Source organism: Oxalobacteraceae bacterium OTU3CAMAD1 (assembly GCA_024123915.1).
Classification (GTDB): Bacteria; Pseudomonadota; Gammaproteobacteria; order Burkholderiales; family Burkholderiaceae_D; genus Rugamonas.
The window spans coordinates 6,496,567-6,511,869 of record CP099650.1; the positions used below are offsets into that span (position 1 = coordinate 6,496,567).

Here is a 15,303-nt window from a genome sequence, read left to right on the forward strand (position 1 = left end):
TGCGAAATTAGAATGTGCTCTGCAGCGAGAACGCGATGAAGCTGCGGTCCTTGCTGGTCTGCTGGTACTGCAAAATGGTCAGCTGCGGCGGCACGTTCGGCTTGATGAAGGTGCCCTGGGCGCCGAAGAAGTGCACCAGGTTCAGGCCGAACTTGAATTGCTTGCGGTAGTCGAAGGTGGCGCCGACGCTGACGTCGCCGCCGTGCTCGGCGCCGCCGGCAAAGCGCAGGCCGGTCGACGAGCGTCCGCTGAGCGCGTAGCCGACGCCGACCGGCACGCTTAAGTCGATGCCAGGCAAGACCTGGTAGTACTCGGGCGTGAACAGCAGGCGCAGGCCGCTGGCGTCGCGCGTGCTGTTCGGATCGAGCGCGCCCGGATTGGCAGTCACACTCAGGCGGCGGTTCCAGGCCAGCTCGCCGAGCACGGAGCCGCCGTCCCACAGGCCGCTGCCGTTGAGCACATAGATCGCCGACAGGTTGGCGTGCGCCGTGTTGCCGACCGCGTAGGCGGCCGAGTCGCGGTTGTTACCAGCGCCGAAGGCCACCACCGGATCGCTGACCAATGGCGCGTCGCGCCGCGTCGACAGCTCCAGCGCGACGTTGGCGCCGGCGATGGTGGTGCTGACGCTGGCGCCGAAGGCCTTGATGTCCTCGCCGTAGACCTGGCGGTAGGTGCCCACCGACGGCAGCGCGGGCACGGCGGCCGGCGTCAGGTACAGATTGAAATCCTTGTCGTGATAGCGGATCAGGTACAGGCCGAACTCGGCGATCTCGCTCTCCGGACGGAAGCGCAATTGCAAGCCTCCCTGCCCGCTGTTCTTAGGCTTGATGTCCTCGATACGGTTGAAATAGACATGCGCGTCCGAGCCCGGCGCGTAGAAGCGCTCCGCGCCCGTGCCGACGTAATCGGCGAACGAGAAATAGCTGCCCGAGGCGGGAATGCGGTTGCCGCGCCACTCGAACTGGTAGTAGCCGCCCAAGGTGACATTGGGCATGAGCTGTAGCTGTCCCGACACCTGCGTGACCGGCATCAGCAATTCCTTGAACTGGGTGCCGGGCACGGATACCAGCTTGATCACGTCCACCGGTGCCTGGCCGGCGGAGATGCCGTTGTCGCCGAAGAACAGCGTCTCGCCGTACAGCACGGTGTGGCGACCCAGGCGCACGCTGGCGGGCATGTCGCCGATCGGGAAGCGGCTGTAAACGAAGGCGTCGAGCAGCTCAGCCTTCTCGCCGTGCAGTTTTTTCGTGGCCGACGTGAACTGGTCGCTGGCGACGCTGAGCTGGCTGGCCGTGCCCGGGGAACCATGGTCGTTGGCGCGGTTGTAGACGCTGTCGTACCAGGCGGCGCCGGAAATGCGCAGGCCCGATTCCTTGTAGCTGAGGTCGAGTTCGGACAGGAGGTCGACGCGATTGTTGATCATGCCGCGCGAGAAGTTGCGGTCGCCGTCGTCGGTGTTGGCGTCAACCACCAGACCGGGCGACATTTTTTTCAGACGGAAGGCGTTGCTGTACTTGACGGTGTTGTCCCAGCGGCCCTTGACGTCGGGGTTGCCGGTGTCGAGTTCGATGGCGCCGGCGGCGGGCATCGCACCCAGTTGCACGAAGATGGCTACTGCGGTGGCGGTGGCGACGTTCAGGCGCCGCCGCCCGGCAGGTGCGTGAGCCGGCCGGCCCCGCCCCTGGGTTCCCTTGGTTGTCATGCTGGTCTCCTTGAAGCGGCTGTGCGCCGCGTATCTCGTTATTTTTTAGCCGGTCAGCAAGCGCCGCCTGCGAATTCATTATGCATCAAATATTTTTTTATGCATAGTTTATTATTTTATGCATTTATAGAGGATTGGGCGCGACGCGACAATGCCCAAGACGCAGGGAAGGGGTAAACGTAGGGAGGCGATGCGAGGAACAGCTTGGACAGATCGGCGGTAGATCCCGCCGATCCGTCAACTACTTAATTCTGGTGGACTATGGGCGATGCTTTGCCCCCCGCTGCTTTTCACCCAGGCTGTCAGCGTGTAGGTCCCGTTCGGCAGCCCAGTCAAATCCTGATAGCGGTCAGTTTAATACCGTGCGAACGCGGCGGAGAACGCCTGCGCGGCGCCGGCCACGCGCACCGCGCCCACGTCGAAGGTGCAATGGCGCAGCGCGGGAGGCGGCGCCAGCTCCGCCGTGGCCAGCGCCAGTTCGGCCCGCAACGCGCTCAGCATGCCGTCCAACATCACCGCAGGCATGTCGAGCGCGGCGTTGTCGGTGTGGCCGGCGTCGAGCACGCTGGGCGCGAAGGCCATCGAGCGTGCGCCATGGCGGATCGCTTCGCGCATGGCGACGCGGGTGGCCTGGCGCAGCCGTTCCGCATCGAGCGTGGCCGGATCGCCCAGCCCGATCACCAGCACGGCGCGCGGGATCATGGCGGGCGGGGGCGACGAGATCAACATGGTTTCCATCGGCTGCGCGCGGAAGGCGCCGGCCGCGCGCATGCGGGTCAAATGGCCGCCCAGCGCCTCGTCCAATCCCAGCAACCCGCCGGCGATGGGCGCGTCGCCAACTTCGTGCTCGAACATGCAAGCGACGCTAAAGTCGACGTCGGCATAGGCCGGGCCCCAGGCGACCACGTCGAAGACGACACCGTCGGCGGTGCCGATCGGCATGCGTACGGGAGTGGAAGCTGCGGCGTGGTCGGTGGCGGTCATGACTGGGTCCTCGATATCGGCGAAAGGCCGATCTTACCGCCGCGAGGCGCGCACCGACCCCGCCAAAAGGCAGGGAGAAGGAAAAAGCTTACGGGCGCCGACGACTCAGTCCCCGACCTTGATGACGATCTTGCCGAACGGGCCGCGCGCCAGGTGCTCGAAGGCCTGCACCGCATCTTCAAACGCATACACCTTGTCGATGACGGGCTTGATGCCGTGCTGCTCCAGGAAGGGATTCATGCGGTCGAACGACGTGCGGGGCGCTACCGCGATGCCACGGATCGTCGTCTGACGGAAAATCACCGGCATCAGCTGGAGTTGCGTGGTCTGGCCGGTCAGGAATCCGACCTGCGCGATCACACCGGCGGCCTTGGTCGCCTGCACCGACTGGTTCAGTCCTTCGCCGCCGGCGACGTCGATCGTGATGTCGACGCCTTTGCCGCCGGTCAGCGCCAGCACCTGCTTTTCCCAGTCCGGATGGGTGCGGTAGTTGACCCCGTCGCTGACGCCCAGCGCCTTGACCTTGTCGAGATTGGCGTCGCTGCTGGAGGTGGCGATCACCCGGGCGCCGTGGGCGGCAGCGATCTGCGCGGCGAAGATCGACACGCCGCCGGTGCCCTGCACCAGCACGGTCTGGCCTGGCTGCAAGCGACCGACATCCATCAGCGCATACCACGCGGTCAGCGCGGCGATCGGCAGCGTCGATGCCTCCTCGTCGCTCATGCCGGCCGGCGGGCGCACTGCGCTATCCTCGTGGATGATCATGAATTCGGCCAGGCCGCCCGGCAGCGGCATGCCGAAGCAGTATGCCGGCTCGTCCGGGCCGGGCTCGCCGTCGATCCAGCGCGAATACAGATGCGAATTGACGCGATCGCCGACCTTGAAGCGGGTAACGCCCTCGCCCACCGCGACCACGACGCCGGCGGCGTCCGAGACCGGTATCAGCGGCTTGGGCACCAGGTGCGGTTCATAGATGCCATCGACGATGGCCTTGTCGCGGAAGTTCAGCGACACCGCGCCGACCTTGACGAGCAATTCGCCGGGCAGCGGCACCGGGGTCGGTACCTCGCCCAGTTCCAGATTGTTCAAACCGAAATCTTTCAGCAGCCATGCTTTCATGTTTTTCTCCAGGTAGTCGCGAGTACCGAAGCGGTGCTCAACATGGAGAAAGTCTAATTACTTCCCTGATCTTCAGTAAGTAGCTACTATTCCTTACTTTCCATCCCCCCATTCCACAATCAAGGTCCATCATGGAAGATCGTTTTGCCGGCATACGCGAATTTGTCCTCGCCATCGACAAGGGGAGTCTGACGGCGGCGGCGGCCCAACTGGGCTTAACCGGCTCGGCCGTGGGCAAGAGCATTTCCCGGCTGGAGGCCAGGCTCGGCGTGCAACTGCTGCACCGCACCACCCGCAGAATCGATCTCACCAACGAAGGCGAGGCGTATCTGCTGAGTTGCCGGCGCATCATGGAGGAGTTGGACCAGACCGAGTCGTTTCTCGCCACCGGACACCGCGAGCCGATCGGACGGCTGCGGATCGATCTGCCGACCACCTTCGGCCGCCGCCACATCGTCCCGCCCCTGCTGGCGCTCGCGGCCCGTTACGACCGGCTCGACCTGTGCTTCACCTTGCGCGACCGGGCGGTCGACATAGTCGGCGAAGGCGTCGATCTGGCGGTCCGCATCGGCACGCTGGGAGACTATCCCGATCTGATCGCCCGCCGGCTGGGGGATCAGCACATGGTGCTCTGCGCGTCGCCCGACTACCTCGCGCGCAAGGGGACGCCGGCGCATCATGCCGACTTGTTCCAGCACGATTGCCTGGCTGGATGGCGACCGACCACCAAGGCGATGTGGTTGCTAAAAGATGGCAGCGGCGCGATCACGCCACATGAAGTTCCGGTGCGCCATGAGCTGCCCGATGGCGACGCGCTGCTGCAGGCGTGTCTGGCCGGCTGCGGGCTGGCACAGTTCCCCGCCTGGCTGGCGGGCGACGCCTTGCGCAGCGGCGCGCTGGTACAAGTGCTGGCGAACATCACCGGCGGCTCGATGCCGATCCATGCGATCTGGCAGAAAACCTGGCACCTGCAGCCGAAGGTCCGGGTCGCCGTCGACGCCCTGATCAGCCTTGCCGAAAGCAGCCCGGACGTCTTTGATGCCCAATCACCGGTCGCTTGATTGCGAGGCACCAGAATAAGGCATCGATTTACCCTAACGTCAAAACACCTGACGCGTCGGCCGCAGGACGATCTCGTTGATGTCGACGTCGGCCGGCTGCTCGATGGCGTAGGCGACCGCGCGCGCCACCGAGGCGGCGGGAATGGCCTGCCTGTAAAAGTCCATCACCGTTTCCGCCGCCGTGCCCGAGGTGCTGTGTTTCAGATCGCTGTCGACGGCGCCGGGCGCGATCGACGTCACGCGGATCTGGTCGCCCACTTCCTGGCGCAGTCCTTCGGTGATCGCCGAGACAGCGAACTTGGTGCCGGAATAAACAGTGCCGCCCGGCGCGAAGACCTTGATGCCCGCCACCGAGCTGAGGTTGATGATGTGGCCGCTCTGCTGCGCGAGGAAGCGCGGCAGCACGGCGGCGATGCCGTAAAGCGTGCCCTTCAGGTTGACGTCGATCATTGCGTCCCACTCGTCGGTGTTCACCTCCGACATTGGCCGGATCGGCATCAGCCCGGCGTTGTTGATCAACACATCGAGCTTGCCGAAATCGGCGACGGCGGCGGCTACCACGGCCTCAACCTGCTTCTTGTCGGTGACGTCGAGGCTGTAGGCTTTGGCGGTGCCGCCGGCAGCTTCGATCTCTGCTACGACCTGGTCGAGCTTGTCCTTGCGGCGCGCGGCGATCGCCACTCTGGCGCCACGGCTCGCCAACAGGCGCGCCACCTCGGCGCCGATGCCGGTGCTGCCGCCGGTGATCAGTACCACTTTGTTTTCGATGTTTTCGTTCATGATTATTCCTTGTTGGTTGTGATGGAAGTTGCTCCGGCAAACGCCGGGTAGTCTGTATAGCCCCGCTCCGCGCCGCCGTACATCGTCGCCGGATCGACCGCGTTCAGCGGCCAGTTGTTCGCAATGCGAGCGGGAAGATCAGGATTGGCGATGAACGGCCGGCCGAAGGCGATCAAATCGGCCAGTCCGGTTTCCAGCAAGCGCTCGCCGCGCTCGGCCGTATAGCGGCCGGCGTAGACGATGCGGCCGCTGAAGGCCTGCCGCACGTCACGCCGGAATTCCTCCGGCAGGTCGGGTGCGAGGTCCCAGTCCGCCTCGGCGATCGAAAGGTAGCCAACGCCGGCCTGCTCCAGCACCTTGATGGCCTCGATGTAGGTGGCGTGCGGATCGTCTTCGACGAAACCAATGTAGACGCGGTCCTCGTCGGTGCTGGTGAACAGCGGTGTGAAGCGCACGCCCATGCGTTCCGGTCCCACCACGGCGGCGACAGCCTCGACCACTTCGCGCAGGAAGCGCAGGCGCTTCTCCAGCGAACCGCCGTATTCATCGGCGCGCGTGTTGGCGTGGCCGGAGATGAACTGGTTGACCAGGTAGCCGTTGGCGGCGTGGATCTCGACACCATCGAAGCCTGCTTCGAGCGCGTTGCGCGCGGCCTGTGCATACAACCCGACCAGCTCCGCGATCTCGGCCACCGTCAGTTCGCGCGGCATCGAAGGCGCCACCAATGTGCCGGCGCCGGGACCGGTTTCGATAAAGGCTTTGGCATTCAACGCCGGCAAGGCCGATGGTGCGACTGGCGCGGCGCCACCGGGTTGCAGCGCCGTGTGCGAAACACGGCCGACGTGCCACAGCTGCGCGAAGATCACGCCGCCTTCGGCATGGACCGCCCGGGTCACCTTGTCCCAGCCAGCGATTTGCGCCTGGCTGTAGATGCCTGGCGTCCAGGCGTAGCCCTGGCCGCGCGGCTCGATCTGCGTGCCTTCGGTGACCATGAAACCGGCGCCTGCGCGCTGGCTGTAGTACTGGGCCATCAGGTCGGTCGGCACGTCACCTTGCGCGGCGCGCTGGCGCGTCAGCGGCGGCAGGACGATGCGGTTGGCCAGCTGGTGGCGTCCCAATGTGACGGGTTCGAGGAGTTTTTTATTGTTCATTGTGTGCCTTGGTTGTGTGTTGTTTCCGCGCTCGCCGTTACAGGCCGCCGAGACTGACATATTTGAGGTGCAGGTATTCGTCGATGCCCTGGGTCGCGCCTTCGCGCCCGATGCCGCTGTCCTTGACGCCGCCGAACGGCGCGACCTCGGTCGTCACCAGCCCTTCGTTGACGCCGACCATGCCACTCTCCAGCGCCCGCGACAGGCGGAACACGCGCGACAGATTCTGGCTGTAGAAATACGCGGCCAGGCCGAACGGGGCGGCGTTGGCCGCGTCGACCGCTTCCTGCTCGTGCCCGAAGCGGAACAAGGCGGCCACCGGGCCGAACGTCTCCTCGCGCGCGATCAGCATGTCGGCGGTGGCGTCGGCGATGACGGTCGGCTCGAAGAAGGTGCCGCCGAGCGCATGGCGCCGGCCGCCGGACAAAATCCGGCCGCCCTTGGCCTTGGCGTCGGCGATATGTGCCTCGACCTTTTCGACCGCCGCCGCATTGATCAGCGGTCCCTGCTGGACGTCTGAACTGAAACCGTTGCCCACCTTGAGTGCGGCGACACGTTCGGTCAGGCGGCGCGCGAACTCGTCGTAGACGCCGTCCTGCACATAGAAGCGGTTGACGCAGATGCAGGTTTGCCCGCTGTTGCGGAACTTGGCGGCGACGGCGCCGTCCACCGCGCGGTCGATGTCGGCGTCGTCGAAGACGATGAAGGGCGCGTTGCCGCCCAACTCCAGCGACAGCTTTTTCATCGTCGCGGCCGATTGCTGATACAGCAGCTTGCCGATCCTGGTCGAACCGGTGAAGGTGAGCTTGCGCACCCGCGCATCGGCCACCAGTTCGCCGCCGATGGCCGCCGCGTCGCCGGTGACGACATTGACCACGCCGGCCGGCACACCCGCCGCCTCGGCCAGCACGCCCCACAGCAGGCCGCAATACGGCGTCAGCTCCGACGGCTTGACGACGACCGTGCAACCAGCCGCGAGTGCCGGAGCGACTTTGCGCGCCAGCATGGAGAAGGGGAAATTCCAGGGCGAGATCGCGCCCACCACGCCGACCGGTTCGCGCGTCACCAGAATTTGCCGGCCCTGCCACGGCGACGGGATGATCTCGCCGTTGATGCGGCGCGCCTGTTCGGCGAACCACTGGATGTAGTCGGCGCCAAGCTTGATTTCAGCGCGCGCCTCGGCCAGCGGCTTGCCCTGCTCCAGGGTCAGCATGGCCGCGAGGTCGTCCAGATTGGCGCGCACCGTGGCGGCCATTTTCTGAAGCACATCGGCCCGTTCATTGGCGGTGGTCATCGACCACGACACGAAAGCCGAGTGCGCGGCGTCGATGGCGCGGCGGGTGTCGGCCGCGCCGGACCAGGCGATCGTTCCGAGCGCGGCACCGGTGGCCGGATCGTCGACGCCGTTGACGGCGCCGTCGTCGGCGGCGACCCAGACGCCGCCGATGAAGTTGGTCTCACGCAGCCAACCCGAGGACTTGATATGTTCCAGCATCGCATAACCTTTCTGTGTTCAAGAGAATTAGTAGACTAGTCGTCTAGAAATCCGTCAAAAAAAAGCAAACTTCAAACCCACCGCGCGTTTGCGATACGCTAGCGCCGCCGCTTGGGGGTCGTACCCTGCGGGTACGACCCCGCCTGGCCTTGCGGGTTCAAAGCCGATTACCCAACAGGTAAATGCAAAATCTGCTTTGTGGTCCGCAGCGCGGACTCGAACGGGGTGGTGTCCCGCACGATCTTCACCATCACGCTGGCGCCCAGCCACAGCTGATACAGGCTGTGCGCCGTTTCCTCGACATCGCCGTCGATGGACAACGATCCCTCGGCCACGCCGGCCTCGATCGCGCCGGCCAACCTGCCGACGATGCCGGCCGTGCCGCGCTTCAACGACAACCGCATCGCCTCGGACAAGTCCGCCACTTCGGCACCCAGCTTGACGGCCAGGCACTTGCCCTGGCAATCGTAGAACGACTGCGAGTTCTGCCACGCCTGCCAGTAGTTCATCAGGCGCTGCGCCATCGTCAAACCGGACTGGCCGAGCGTCGCGTCCATGTCGGCCAAATAGTCCTCGAAATACGCTTCGAGCATCGCCTCGCCGAACGCGTCCTTCGAACCGAAGTAATGGTAGAAGGAACCCTTGGGCACCCCGGCCGTGGCGAGGATCTCGTTCAGGCCGACGGCCGAAAATCCCTTGCCCGCCATGATGCGCTGGCCGGTGGCTAGGATGTTCCCGCGAACATCGACGTTGTCGGAGGTGTTAGTTGTGCCCATGGACGCCACTATAGCACAACTAGACCAGTCGTCTACGGTTTTCTTGAGCGGTAACGTACGCAGGGATGAAAAGAACCATGATTCAATCGCCGAACACTCAAACAGGGCGGCGATATGACAAACGAATTGAAGGCAGGCGACAAAGTACAGTGGAACTCGCCCCAGGGCGTGGTGCACGGCAAGGTCAAAAAGAAGCTGACCTCCCCCACCCACATCAAGGGGCATGAGGTGGCGGCGTCGAAGGATCATCCCGAGTATCTGGTGGTCAGCGACAAGACCGGCGCCGAGGCGGCGCACAAGGCCGACGCGTTGAAAAAAATCTGAGCGCCGTGAACGGCGTGGAAGTCAGATACCGACCTGGTCGCGCAGCGCGCGCACGTCGCGCATCGGCGACAGGCCGAACACCCGGCTGTATTCGCGATTGAACTGGCTGGCGCTTTCATAGCCAACCTCGAAGGCGGCGCTGGCGGCGTCCAGGCCATCGGTCAGCATGCGGCGGCGCGCTTCCTGCAAGCGCAGCTGTTTCTGGTATTGCAGTGGACTCATCGACGTCAACCGGCGGAAATGGTAATGCAACGTCGACACCCCCATGCCGGCCACCGCCGCCAGGTTCTCCACCCGCAAAGCCTTGGTGAAGTTGGCGCGCACCCAGGCCACCGCCTTGGCGGTCCGGTGGCTGTGGTCGCCACTGGTGGCGATCGCGCGCAGCCGGCTTCCCGCCTGGCTTTGCAACACCCGGTAGATGATTTCCCGCTGTAGTAGTTCACCAAGAAAACGCGCGTCGCCGGGCGTGTGGAGCGCGTCGATCAGCCGGCCGAAGGCGCCAATGATGTCGGCGGTCGCCTCGCCTGTTTCCATACCGAACGAATCCGCTCCCGCACCGGCGACGGCGGGCTCGGTGTCGGCGATCACCTCGGCCACCAAGCGCATGTCCAGTCCCAGCCGCAGGCACATGTACGGCACCGCCTCGCTCGCCTCCATCACCTGGCTGGTGACCGGCAGCTCGATCGAGGTCAGCAAAAACCGCGAGCGGTCGTAAATGAAGGTGTTGGTCCCCAGGTGCACATGCTTGCTCCCCTGCACCACCAGCGCGATGCTGGGCGTGTAGGTGATCGGCAGCGGCTGCGTCGCGGCCGTGTGGCGGTACAGGGTCAGCTGGGGAATGATGGTGGGATTTTCCTTGGCCAATGCGAATGGCGCGCATTTGCGCGCGAGCGCGTCGCACAGCGTGTCGACCGATTTCTCCACTGATGAGCCAGATGACAAAGTGATCCTCCCTGTTTTCGTTTCGATGATACCGAGTGCGGGTGGCAACTGGCTAGCGGAACATGCTGGAACAGAGTATCAGGCAATTAATCTAGAGGAACGGGATACCGTTCAGCTTGGTGAACCGGTCACACTGGTCTGCGCGATCAGGCAATCACGCCCGAACGCGTTTCCGCCACCGACCACGGAGTTTGCGAATGAAAAGCCTTATCGGCCCCGACGTAACACGACGCACCTTTCTGGTCTCCAGTTCGACGGCCGTGGCCGCGACCATGGTGCCGGGCGCCGCGCACGGCGCGCCCGCCGCCGCTGCCGCAGCGCCGTCGATGACCACAACCTCGATCGAAGTGAACGGCAAAACGCACCGGCTGGAGCTCGACACGCGCGTCACCCTGCTCGACGCCCTGCGCGAGCATCTGCACCTGACCGGCACCAAGAAAGGCTGCGACCACGGCCAGTGCGGCGCCTGCACGGTGCTGGTCAACGGCCGCCGCGTCAATGCCTGCCTGACCCTGGCCGTGATGCACGACGGCGACCGGATCACCACCATCGAGGGCCTGGGGACGCCGGCCGAGCTGCACCCGATGCAGGCCGCCTTCGTCAAGCACGACGGCTTCCAGTGCGGCTACTGTACGCCCGGACAGATCTGCTCGGCCGTCGGCGCCCTGGATGAAATCAAACGCGGCGTGCCCAGCCATGCCAGCGCCAGCCTGACCAGCATCCCCGTCGTGACGGCGGACGAACTGCGCGAGCGCATGAGCGGCAATATCTGCCGCTGCGGCGCCTACTCCAACATCATCGAGGCGATCACCGAGGTCGCGGAGGGCAAGGCATGAGAGCGTTCACCTATCAGCGCGTGCGCACCCCCGCCGAGGCGGCCGAGGCGGCGGCACGCAACCCCGGCGCCCGCTTCATCGCCGGCGGCACCAACCTGCTCGACCTGATGAAGCTGGAAATCGAAACGCCGGCCCATCTGATAGACGTCAACGGCATCGGCCTGGACAAGATCGAGCCGACGCCCGAAGGCGGCCTGCGCGTCGGCGCGCTGGTGCGCAACACCGACCTGGCCGCCGACGCGACCGTGCGGCGCGACTACGCGGTGCTGTCGCGCGCATTGCTGGCCGGGGCCTCGGCGCAGCTGCGCAACAAGGCCACGACGGCCGGCAACCTGCTGCAGCGCACCCGCTGCCCCTACTTCTACGACACCAACCAGGCGTGCAACAAGCGCCAGCCGGGCAGCGGCTGCTCCGCCATCGGCGGCTATAGCCGGCAACTGGCCGTGGTCGGCGCCAGCGACGCTTGCATCGCCACCCATCCCAGCGACATGGCGGTCGGCATGCGCGCGCTCGACGCCGTCGTCGAGACGGTGCGGGCCGACGGCGCCGGCCGCCGGATTCCCATCGCCGACTTCTATCGGCCGCCGGGCGCCACACCCCACCTGGAGAACACGCTGCAACCAGGCGAATTGATTACGGCGGTGGTGCTGCCGGCCCCTGTCGGCGGACGCCACCACTATCAAAAGGTGCGCGACCGCGCCTCCTATGCGTTCGCGCTGGTGTCGGTGGCGGCGATCGTCCAACCCGACGGTAGCGGCCGCGTGGCGCTGGGCGGCGTGGCGCACCAGCCCTGGCGCAGCGCGGCCGGCGACGCCGCCCTGCCCCAGGGCGCGCGCGCCGTCATCGCGAGCCTGCTCGGCAAGGCCGCCCCCACCAAGGAGAACGCGTTCAAGGTCGCCCTGGCCGAACGCACGCTGCAATCGATCATCGCCGATGGCGGAAAGGCCAAGTCATGAAATTCGATAAACCCGCCACCACCAATCCCATCGACCAGTTGCGCGTGGTCGGCAAACCGGTCGACCGCGTCGAAGGCCTGCTCAAGGTCACCGGCACCGCCACCTACGCCTACGAGCAGCACGCGGCGGCGCCCGGCGCGGCCTACGGCTATGTGCTGGGCGCGGCCATCGCCAAAGGCCGCATCGACAGCATCGACACCGCCCGCGCCCAAGCCGCGCCAGGCGTGCTGGCGGTGGTCACCGCCGACAACGCCGGCAAGCTCGACAAGGGTGAGTTCTATGCCGACCGCGCACTGGCCGGTCCCGCCGTCGACCACTATCACCAGGCGGTCGCGCTGGTGGTGGCCGAGACCTTCGAACAGGCGCGGGCGGCGGCCAGCCTGATTAACGTGCGCTACACCCGCAGCGCCGGCGCCTTCGACCTGGAGGCCGCAAGGGACGGGGCACAGCCGCCGAAGCCGGGCAAGTTCCGGCCGCCGGCGCAAACGGGCATCGGCGATTTCGCCGGCGCCTACGCCGGCGCGGCCGTCAAGCTCGACGCCACCTACACCACGCCGGACCAGGCCCACGCGATGATGGAGCCGCACGCCACCATCGCCGCCTGGAGCGGCGACCAGCTGACGCTGTGGACCGCGATCCAGCAAGTCAACTGGGGCAGGCGCGACCTGGCCAAGACGCTGGGCATCGAGGTTGAAAACATCCGCCTGGTGTCGCCGTACATCGGCGGCGGCTTCGGCGGCAAGGGCACGATCTTGTGCGACGCCGTGCTGGCGTCGCTGGGCGCCCGCGCCGCCAAACGTCCGGTCAAGGTGGCACTGCAGCGTCCCCTCATGTTCAACAACGCCACCCACCGGCCGGCGACGATACAGCGCATCCGCATCGGCGCCACGGCGGCGGGCGACATCGTCGCCATCGGCCACGAGAGCTGGTCGGGCAACATCGCCGGCGGTCGCCCGGAGGCGGCCACCGCCCCCACCCGATTGCTGTACGCGGGCGCCAACCGCATGACGCAACTGAAACTGGCGCAGCTCGATCTGGCCGAAGGCAGCGCCATGCGCGCGCCGGGCGAGGCGCCGGGCATGATGGCGCTGGAAATCGCCATGGACGAACTGGCCGAAAAGCTGAAGCTCGACCCGATCGCATTCAGGGTCCGCAATGATACGCAGGTCGACCCGGAAGACCCGAAACGTCCGTTCTCGCAGCGCCAGCTGATCGCCTGCCTGAACACCGGCGCGGAGCGTTTCGGCTGGAGCCGGCGCCCTGAACGTCCGGCCAGCCGGCGCGACGGGCGCTGGCTGATCGGCTACGGCGTGGCCGCCGCCATCCGTGGCGCGCCGGTCATGACCTCGGGCGCGCGCGTGCGACTGGACAAGCGCGGCGTGGTGACGGTGGAAACCGACATGACCGATATCGGCACCGGCAGCTACACCATCATCGCGCAGACCGCCGCCGAGATGATGGGCGTGGCGCTGGACCAGGTGGTGGTGCGCCTGGGCGACTCGCGCTTTCCGGAGTCGGCCGGTTCCGGCGGCCAGTGGGGCGCGGCGTCGTCGACGGCCGGCGTTTACGCCGCCTGCGTCCAGCTGCGGGAGGCGGTGGCAAAGCAGCTCGGCTTCAACGTGGCCGACGCCACCTTCGCCCAGGGCCAGGTCAAATGGGGCGGGCGCAGCGTGGCCTTGCAGTCCGCCGCGCGCGAGCGCGAGCTGGTTGGGGAGGACAAGATGGAGTACGGCGACCTGGCCCAGCGCTTCGCGCAGCAGACCTTCGGCGCGCACTTCGCCGAAGTGGCGGTGGACGCGTACACCGGCGAGATCCGCATCCGGCGCATGCTGGCCGTATGCGCGGCGGGGCGCATCATCAATCCGAAGACGGCGCGCAGCCAGATCATCGGCGGCATGACGATGGGCGCCGGCGCCGCGCTGATGGAAGACATGGTGATCGACAAGCGTGTCGGCTACTTCGTCAACCATGATCTGGCCGGATACGAGGTGCCGGTGCACGCCGACATTCCGCACCTGGACGCCATCTTCCTCGACGAGGCCGACGCCACCGCCGGGCCGTTGAAGGCGAAGGGCGTGGGCGAACTGGGGATCAGCGGCGTGGCTGCGGCCATCGCCAACGCGGTGTACAACGCCACCGGAATACGGGTGCGGGAGTATCCGATCACACTGGATAAGTTGATCGGCAAGTTACCCAAGGTGGCGTAAAGCGACGGCGTGTAGCGTGACCACCGCCAGGGTTACACTCCGTCGGCGGCCCGGCCGCGCATCACCATGATGTCGCGCTTGGGCGACATTCCGTACAGGCGGCTGTACTCGCGGCTGAACTGGGACGGGCTTTCGTAGCCCACCTTGTAGGCCGCGCTGGCGGCATCCAGGTCCTCGTTCAGCATCAGGCGCTTCGCTTCGTTCAATCTGAGCCACTTCTGGTACTGCAAGGGACTCATGGCGGTCAACTGGCGAAAATGCTGGTGGAACGTGGTCGCGCTCATCTGCACCCGCGCCGCCAGATCCTCGACCCGCAGCGACTGCGTGAAATTCGTTTTCAGCCAGTCGATGGCCTTGGTGATGCGGTGCCCCTGGCTGTCCACCGCCGTGATCCGCCGCAGGCGCCCCGCCTGATCTCCCCGCAGCAACCGGTAGTAAATCTCGCGCTGTATCAACGGCGCGATCACCGGAATCGCGGCAGGGTCGTCCAGCAATGCCAGCAGCCGCTCGAGAGGCGCCAGGATATCCGCGGTCGCCATGCCAAGCCCCATGCCGGCGCCGGCGGCCGCCCCGTCCGGTGCCGGCAGCCCGCCCTGGGCGATCAGTTCCGCGAGCACCCGCATATCGAGCTTCAACGCCAGCCCCACGCATGGCTGCTCCGCGCTGGCCGTCAGCACCTCCGAGCCGGCCGGCAAGTCCAGCGACGTCACCAGCAGCCGCGAGCTGTCATACATGTATCCCTCGCCGCCGACCCACAGGCGCTTGGCCCCCTGCGCGACGAACACGATGCTCGGCTCGACCATGCACACGGTCGGCGGCGCGGCCTCGTCGCGCCTGAAAAAGCGCAGGTGCGGAATCGCCGTCTCGTAGTCGCCGCTGCCGCACAGCCGACCTTCAATGATGCGGGCCAGCGCCCGCTGATGCGCGCCGCGCGGCGCCGCCATGTCGTCTGTCGATCTCATTCCACTCA

The 15,303-nt window shown here is 66.1% G+C and carries 14 protein-coding genes; 5 read left to right on the forward strand and 9 right to left on the reverse strand.

Annotated features, from left to right (window positions below; translation table 11 throughout):
- Window positions 1-7 precede the first annotated feature (7 nt).
- The 3 genes from NHH88_27695 to NHH88_27705 all read right to left on the reverse strand — a co-directional run bounded on the left by NHH88_27695 (window position 8) and on the right by NHH88_27705 (window position 3,805).
- Complete coding sequence (locus NHH88_27695) at window positions 8-1,702, reverse strand: DUF1302 domain-containing protein (GenBank protein ID USX13397.1); 1,695 nt, start codon at window positions 1,700-1,702, stop codon at window positions 8-10.
- A gap of 354 nt (window positions 1,703-2,056) precedes the next feature.
- Window positions 2,057-2,686: a peptidase M17 gene (locus NHH88_27700; GenBank protein ID USX13398.1), complete on the reverse strand. Its 630-nt coding sequence runs from the start codon at window positions 2,684-2,686 to the stop codon at window positions 2,057-2,059.
- A gap of 105 nt (window positions 2,687-2,791) precedes the next feature.
- Window positions 2,792-3,805: an NAD(P)-dependent alcohol dehydrogenase gene (locus NHH88_27705; GenBank protein USX13399.1), complete on the reverse strand. Its 1,014-nt coding sequence runs from the start codon at window positions 3,803-3,805 to the stop codon at window positions 2,792-2,794.
- Window positions 3,806-3,936: 131 nt separating this feature from the next.
- On the opposite strand from NHH88_27705, the gene NHH88_27710 reads away from it, so the two are divergent.
- Window positions 3,937-4,866, forward strand: coding sequence for a LysR family transcriptional regulator (locus NHH88_27710; protein USX13400.1), 930 nt, complete (start codon window positions 3,937-3,939; stop codon window positions 4,864-4,866).
- A 39-nt stretch (window positions 4,867-4,905) separates the two neighbouring features.
- Here NHH88_27710 and NHH88_27715 read toward each other — a convergent pair whose 3' ends face one another.
- From NHH88_27715 to NHH88_27730, 4 genes are all read right to left on the reverse strand, one after another.
- Window positions 4,906-5,646 (reverse strand): SDR family oxidoreductase, encoded by a 741-nt coding sequence (locus NHH88_27715; GenBank protein USX13401.1) that lies wholly within the window; start codon window positions 5,644-5,646, stop codon window positions 4,906-4,908.
- A 2-nt stretch (window positions 5,647-5,648) separates the two neighbouring features.
- On the reverse strand, window positions 5,649-6,797 hold the full coding sequence (locus NHH88_27720) for an alkene reductase (GenBank protein ID USX13402.1): 1,149 nt from the start codon (window positions 6,795-6,797) through the stop codon (window positions 5,649-5,651).
- Window positions 6,798-6,834: 37 nt separating this feature from the next.
- Window positions 6,835-8,292, reverse strand: a complete 1,458-nt coding sequence (locus NHH88_27725) for an NAD-dependent succinate-semialdehyde dehydrogenase (protein USX13403.1) — start codon at window positions 8,290-8,292, stop codon at window positions 6,835-6,837.
- Window positions 8,293-8,459: 167 nt separating this feature from the next.
- A complete protein-coding gene (locus NHH88_27730; GenBank protein USX13404.1) occupies window positions 8,460-9,068 on the reverse strand; it encodes a TetR/AcrR family transcriptional regulator in 609 nt (202 codons plus the stop codon).
- A gap of 114 nt (window positions 9,069-9,182) precedes the next feature.
- On the opposite strand from NHH88_27730, the gene NHH88_27735 reads away from it, so the two are divergent.
- Complete coding sequence (locus NHH88_27735) at window positions 9,183-9,392, forward strand: DUF2945 domain-containing protein (protein ID USX13405.1); 210 nt, start codon at window positions 9,183-9,185, stop codon at window positions 9,390-9,392.
- A 21-nt stretch (window positions 9,393-9,413) separates the two neighbouring features.
- On the opposite strand, the gene NHH88_27740 is transcribed toward NHH88_27735, so the two are convergent.
- Window positions 9,414-10,316, reverse strand: coding sequence for an AraC family transcriptional regulator (locus NHH88_27740; GenBank protein USX13406.1), 903 nt, complete (start codon window positions 10,314-10,316; stop codon window positions 9,414-9,416).
- A gap of 215 nt (window positions 10,317-10,531) precedes the next feature.
- Between NHH88_27740 and paoA the strand changes: the two genes are divergently transcribed.
- The 3 genes from paoA to NHH88_27755 are packed head-to-tail and all read left to right on the forward strand — an operon-like array spanning window position 10,532 to window position 14,333.
- Window positions 10,532-11,170 carry an aldehyde dehydrogenase iron-sulfur subunit gene (paoA, locus tag NHH88_27745; GenBank protein USX13407.1) on the forward strand — a complete coding sequence of 213 codons (639 nt, stop codon included), beginning with the start codon at window positions 10,532-10,534 and terminating at the stop codon, window positions 11,168-11,170.
- On the forward strand, window positions 11,167-12,126 hold the full coding sequence (locus tag NHH88_27750; GenBank protein ID USX13408.1) for a xanthine dehydrogenase family protein subunit M: 960 nt from the start codon (window positions 11,167-11,169) through the stop codon (window positions 12,124-12,126). The genes paoA and NHH88_27750 overlap by 4 nt, the downstream gene beginning before the upstream one ends.
- A complete protein-coding gene (locus tag NHH88_27755) occupies window positions 12,123-14,333 on the forward strand; it encodes a xanthine dehydrogenase family protein molybdopterin-binding subunit (protein ID USX13409.1) in 2,211 nt (736 codons plus the stop codon). Before NHH88_27750 ends, NHH88_27755 begins: the two co-directional genes overlap by 4 nt.
- A gap of 32 nt (window positions 14,334-14,365) precedes the next feature.
- Here the strand turns inward: NHH88_27755 and NHH88_27760 are convergent, their stop codons facing one another.
- Window positions 14,366-15,295 carry an AraC family transcriptional regulator gene (locus NHH88_27760; GenBank protein ID USX13410.1) on the reverse strand — a complete coding sequence of 310 codons (930 nt, stop codon included), beginning with the start codon at window positions 15,293-15,295 and terminating at the stop codon, window positions 14,366-14,368.
- Window positions 15,296-15,303 lie beyond the last annotated feature (8 nt).

What these genes read in the sequence shown, in the direction of transcription:
- paoA (USX13407.1), top strand. Translation starts at nt 10,532, where the DNA reads ATGAAAAGCCTTATCGGCCCCGACGTAACACGACGCACCTTTCTGGTC.
- NHH88_27730 (USX13404.1), bottom strand. Translation starts at nt 9,068, where the DNA reads ATGGGCACAACTAACACCTCCGACAACGTCGATGTTCGCGGGAACATC.
- NHH88_27715 (USX13401.1), bottom strand. Translation starts at nt 5,646, where the DNA reads ATGAACGAAAACATCGAAAACAAAGTGGTACTGATCACCGGCGGCAGC.
- NHH88_27725 (USX13403.1), bottom strand. Translation starts at nt 8,292, where the DNA reads ATGCTGGAACATATCAAGTCCTCGGGTTGGCTGCGTGAGACCAACTTC.
- NHH88_27735 (USX13405.1), top strand. Translation starts at nt 9,183, where the DNA reads ATGACAAACGAATTGAAGGCAGGCGACAAAGTACAGTGGAACTCGCCC.
- NHH88_27710 (USX13400.1), top strand. Translation starts at nt 3,937, where the DNA reads ATGGAAGATCGTTTTGCCGGCATACGCGAATTTGTCCTCGCCATCGAC.
- NHH88_27705 (USX13399.1), bottom strand. Translation starts at nt 3,805, where the DNA reads ATGAAAGCATGGCTGCTGAAAGATTTCGGTTTGAACAATCTGGAACTG.
- NHH88_27760 (USX13410.1), bottom strand. Translation starts at nt 15,295, where the DNA reads ATGAGATCGACAGACGACATGGCGGCGCCGCGCGGCGCGCATCAGCGG.
- NHH88_27720 (USX13402.1), bottom strand. Translation starts at nt 6,797, where the DNA reads ATGAACAATAAAAAACTCCTCGAACCCGTCACATTGGGACGCCACCAG.
- NHH88_27755 (USX13409.1), top strand. Translation starts at nt 12,123, where the DNA reads ATGAAATTCGATAAACCCGCCACCACCAATCCCATCGACCAGTTGCGC.
- NHH88_27700 (USX13398.1), bottom strand. Translation starts at nt 2,686, where the DNA reads ATGACCGCCACCGACCACGCCGCAGCTTCCACTCCCGTACGCATGCCG.
- NHH88_27750 (USX13408.1), top strand. Translation starts at nt 11,167, where the DNA reads ATGAGAGCGTTCACCTATCAGCGCGTGCGCACCCCCGCCGAGGCGGCC.
- NHH88_27695 (USX13397.1), bottom strand. Translation starts at nt 1,702, where the DNA reads ATGACAACCAAGGGAACCCAGGGGCGGGGCCGGCCGGCTCACGCACCT.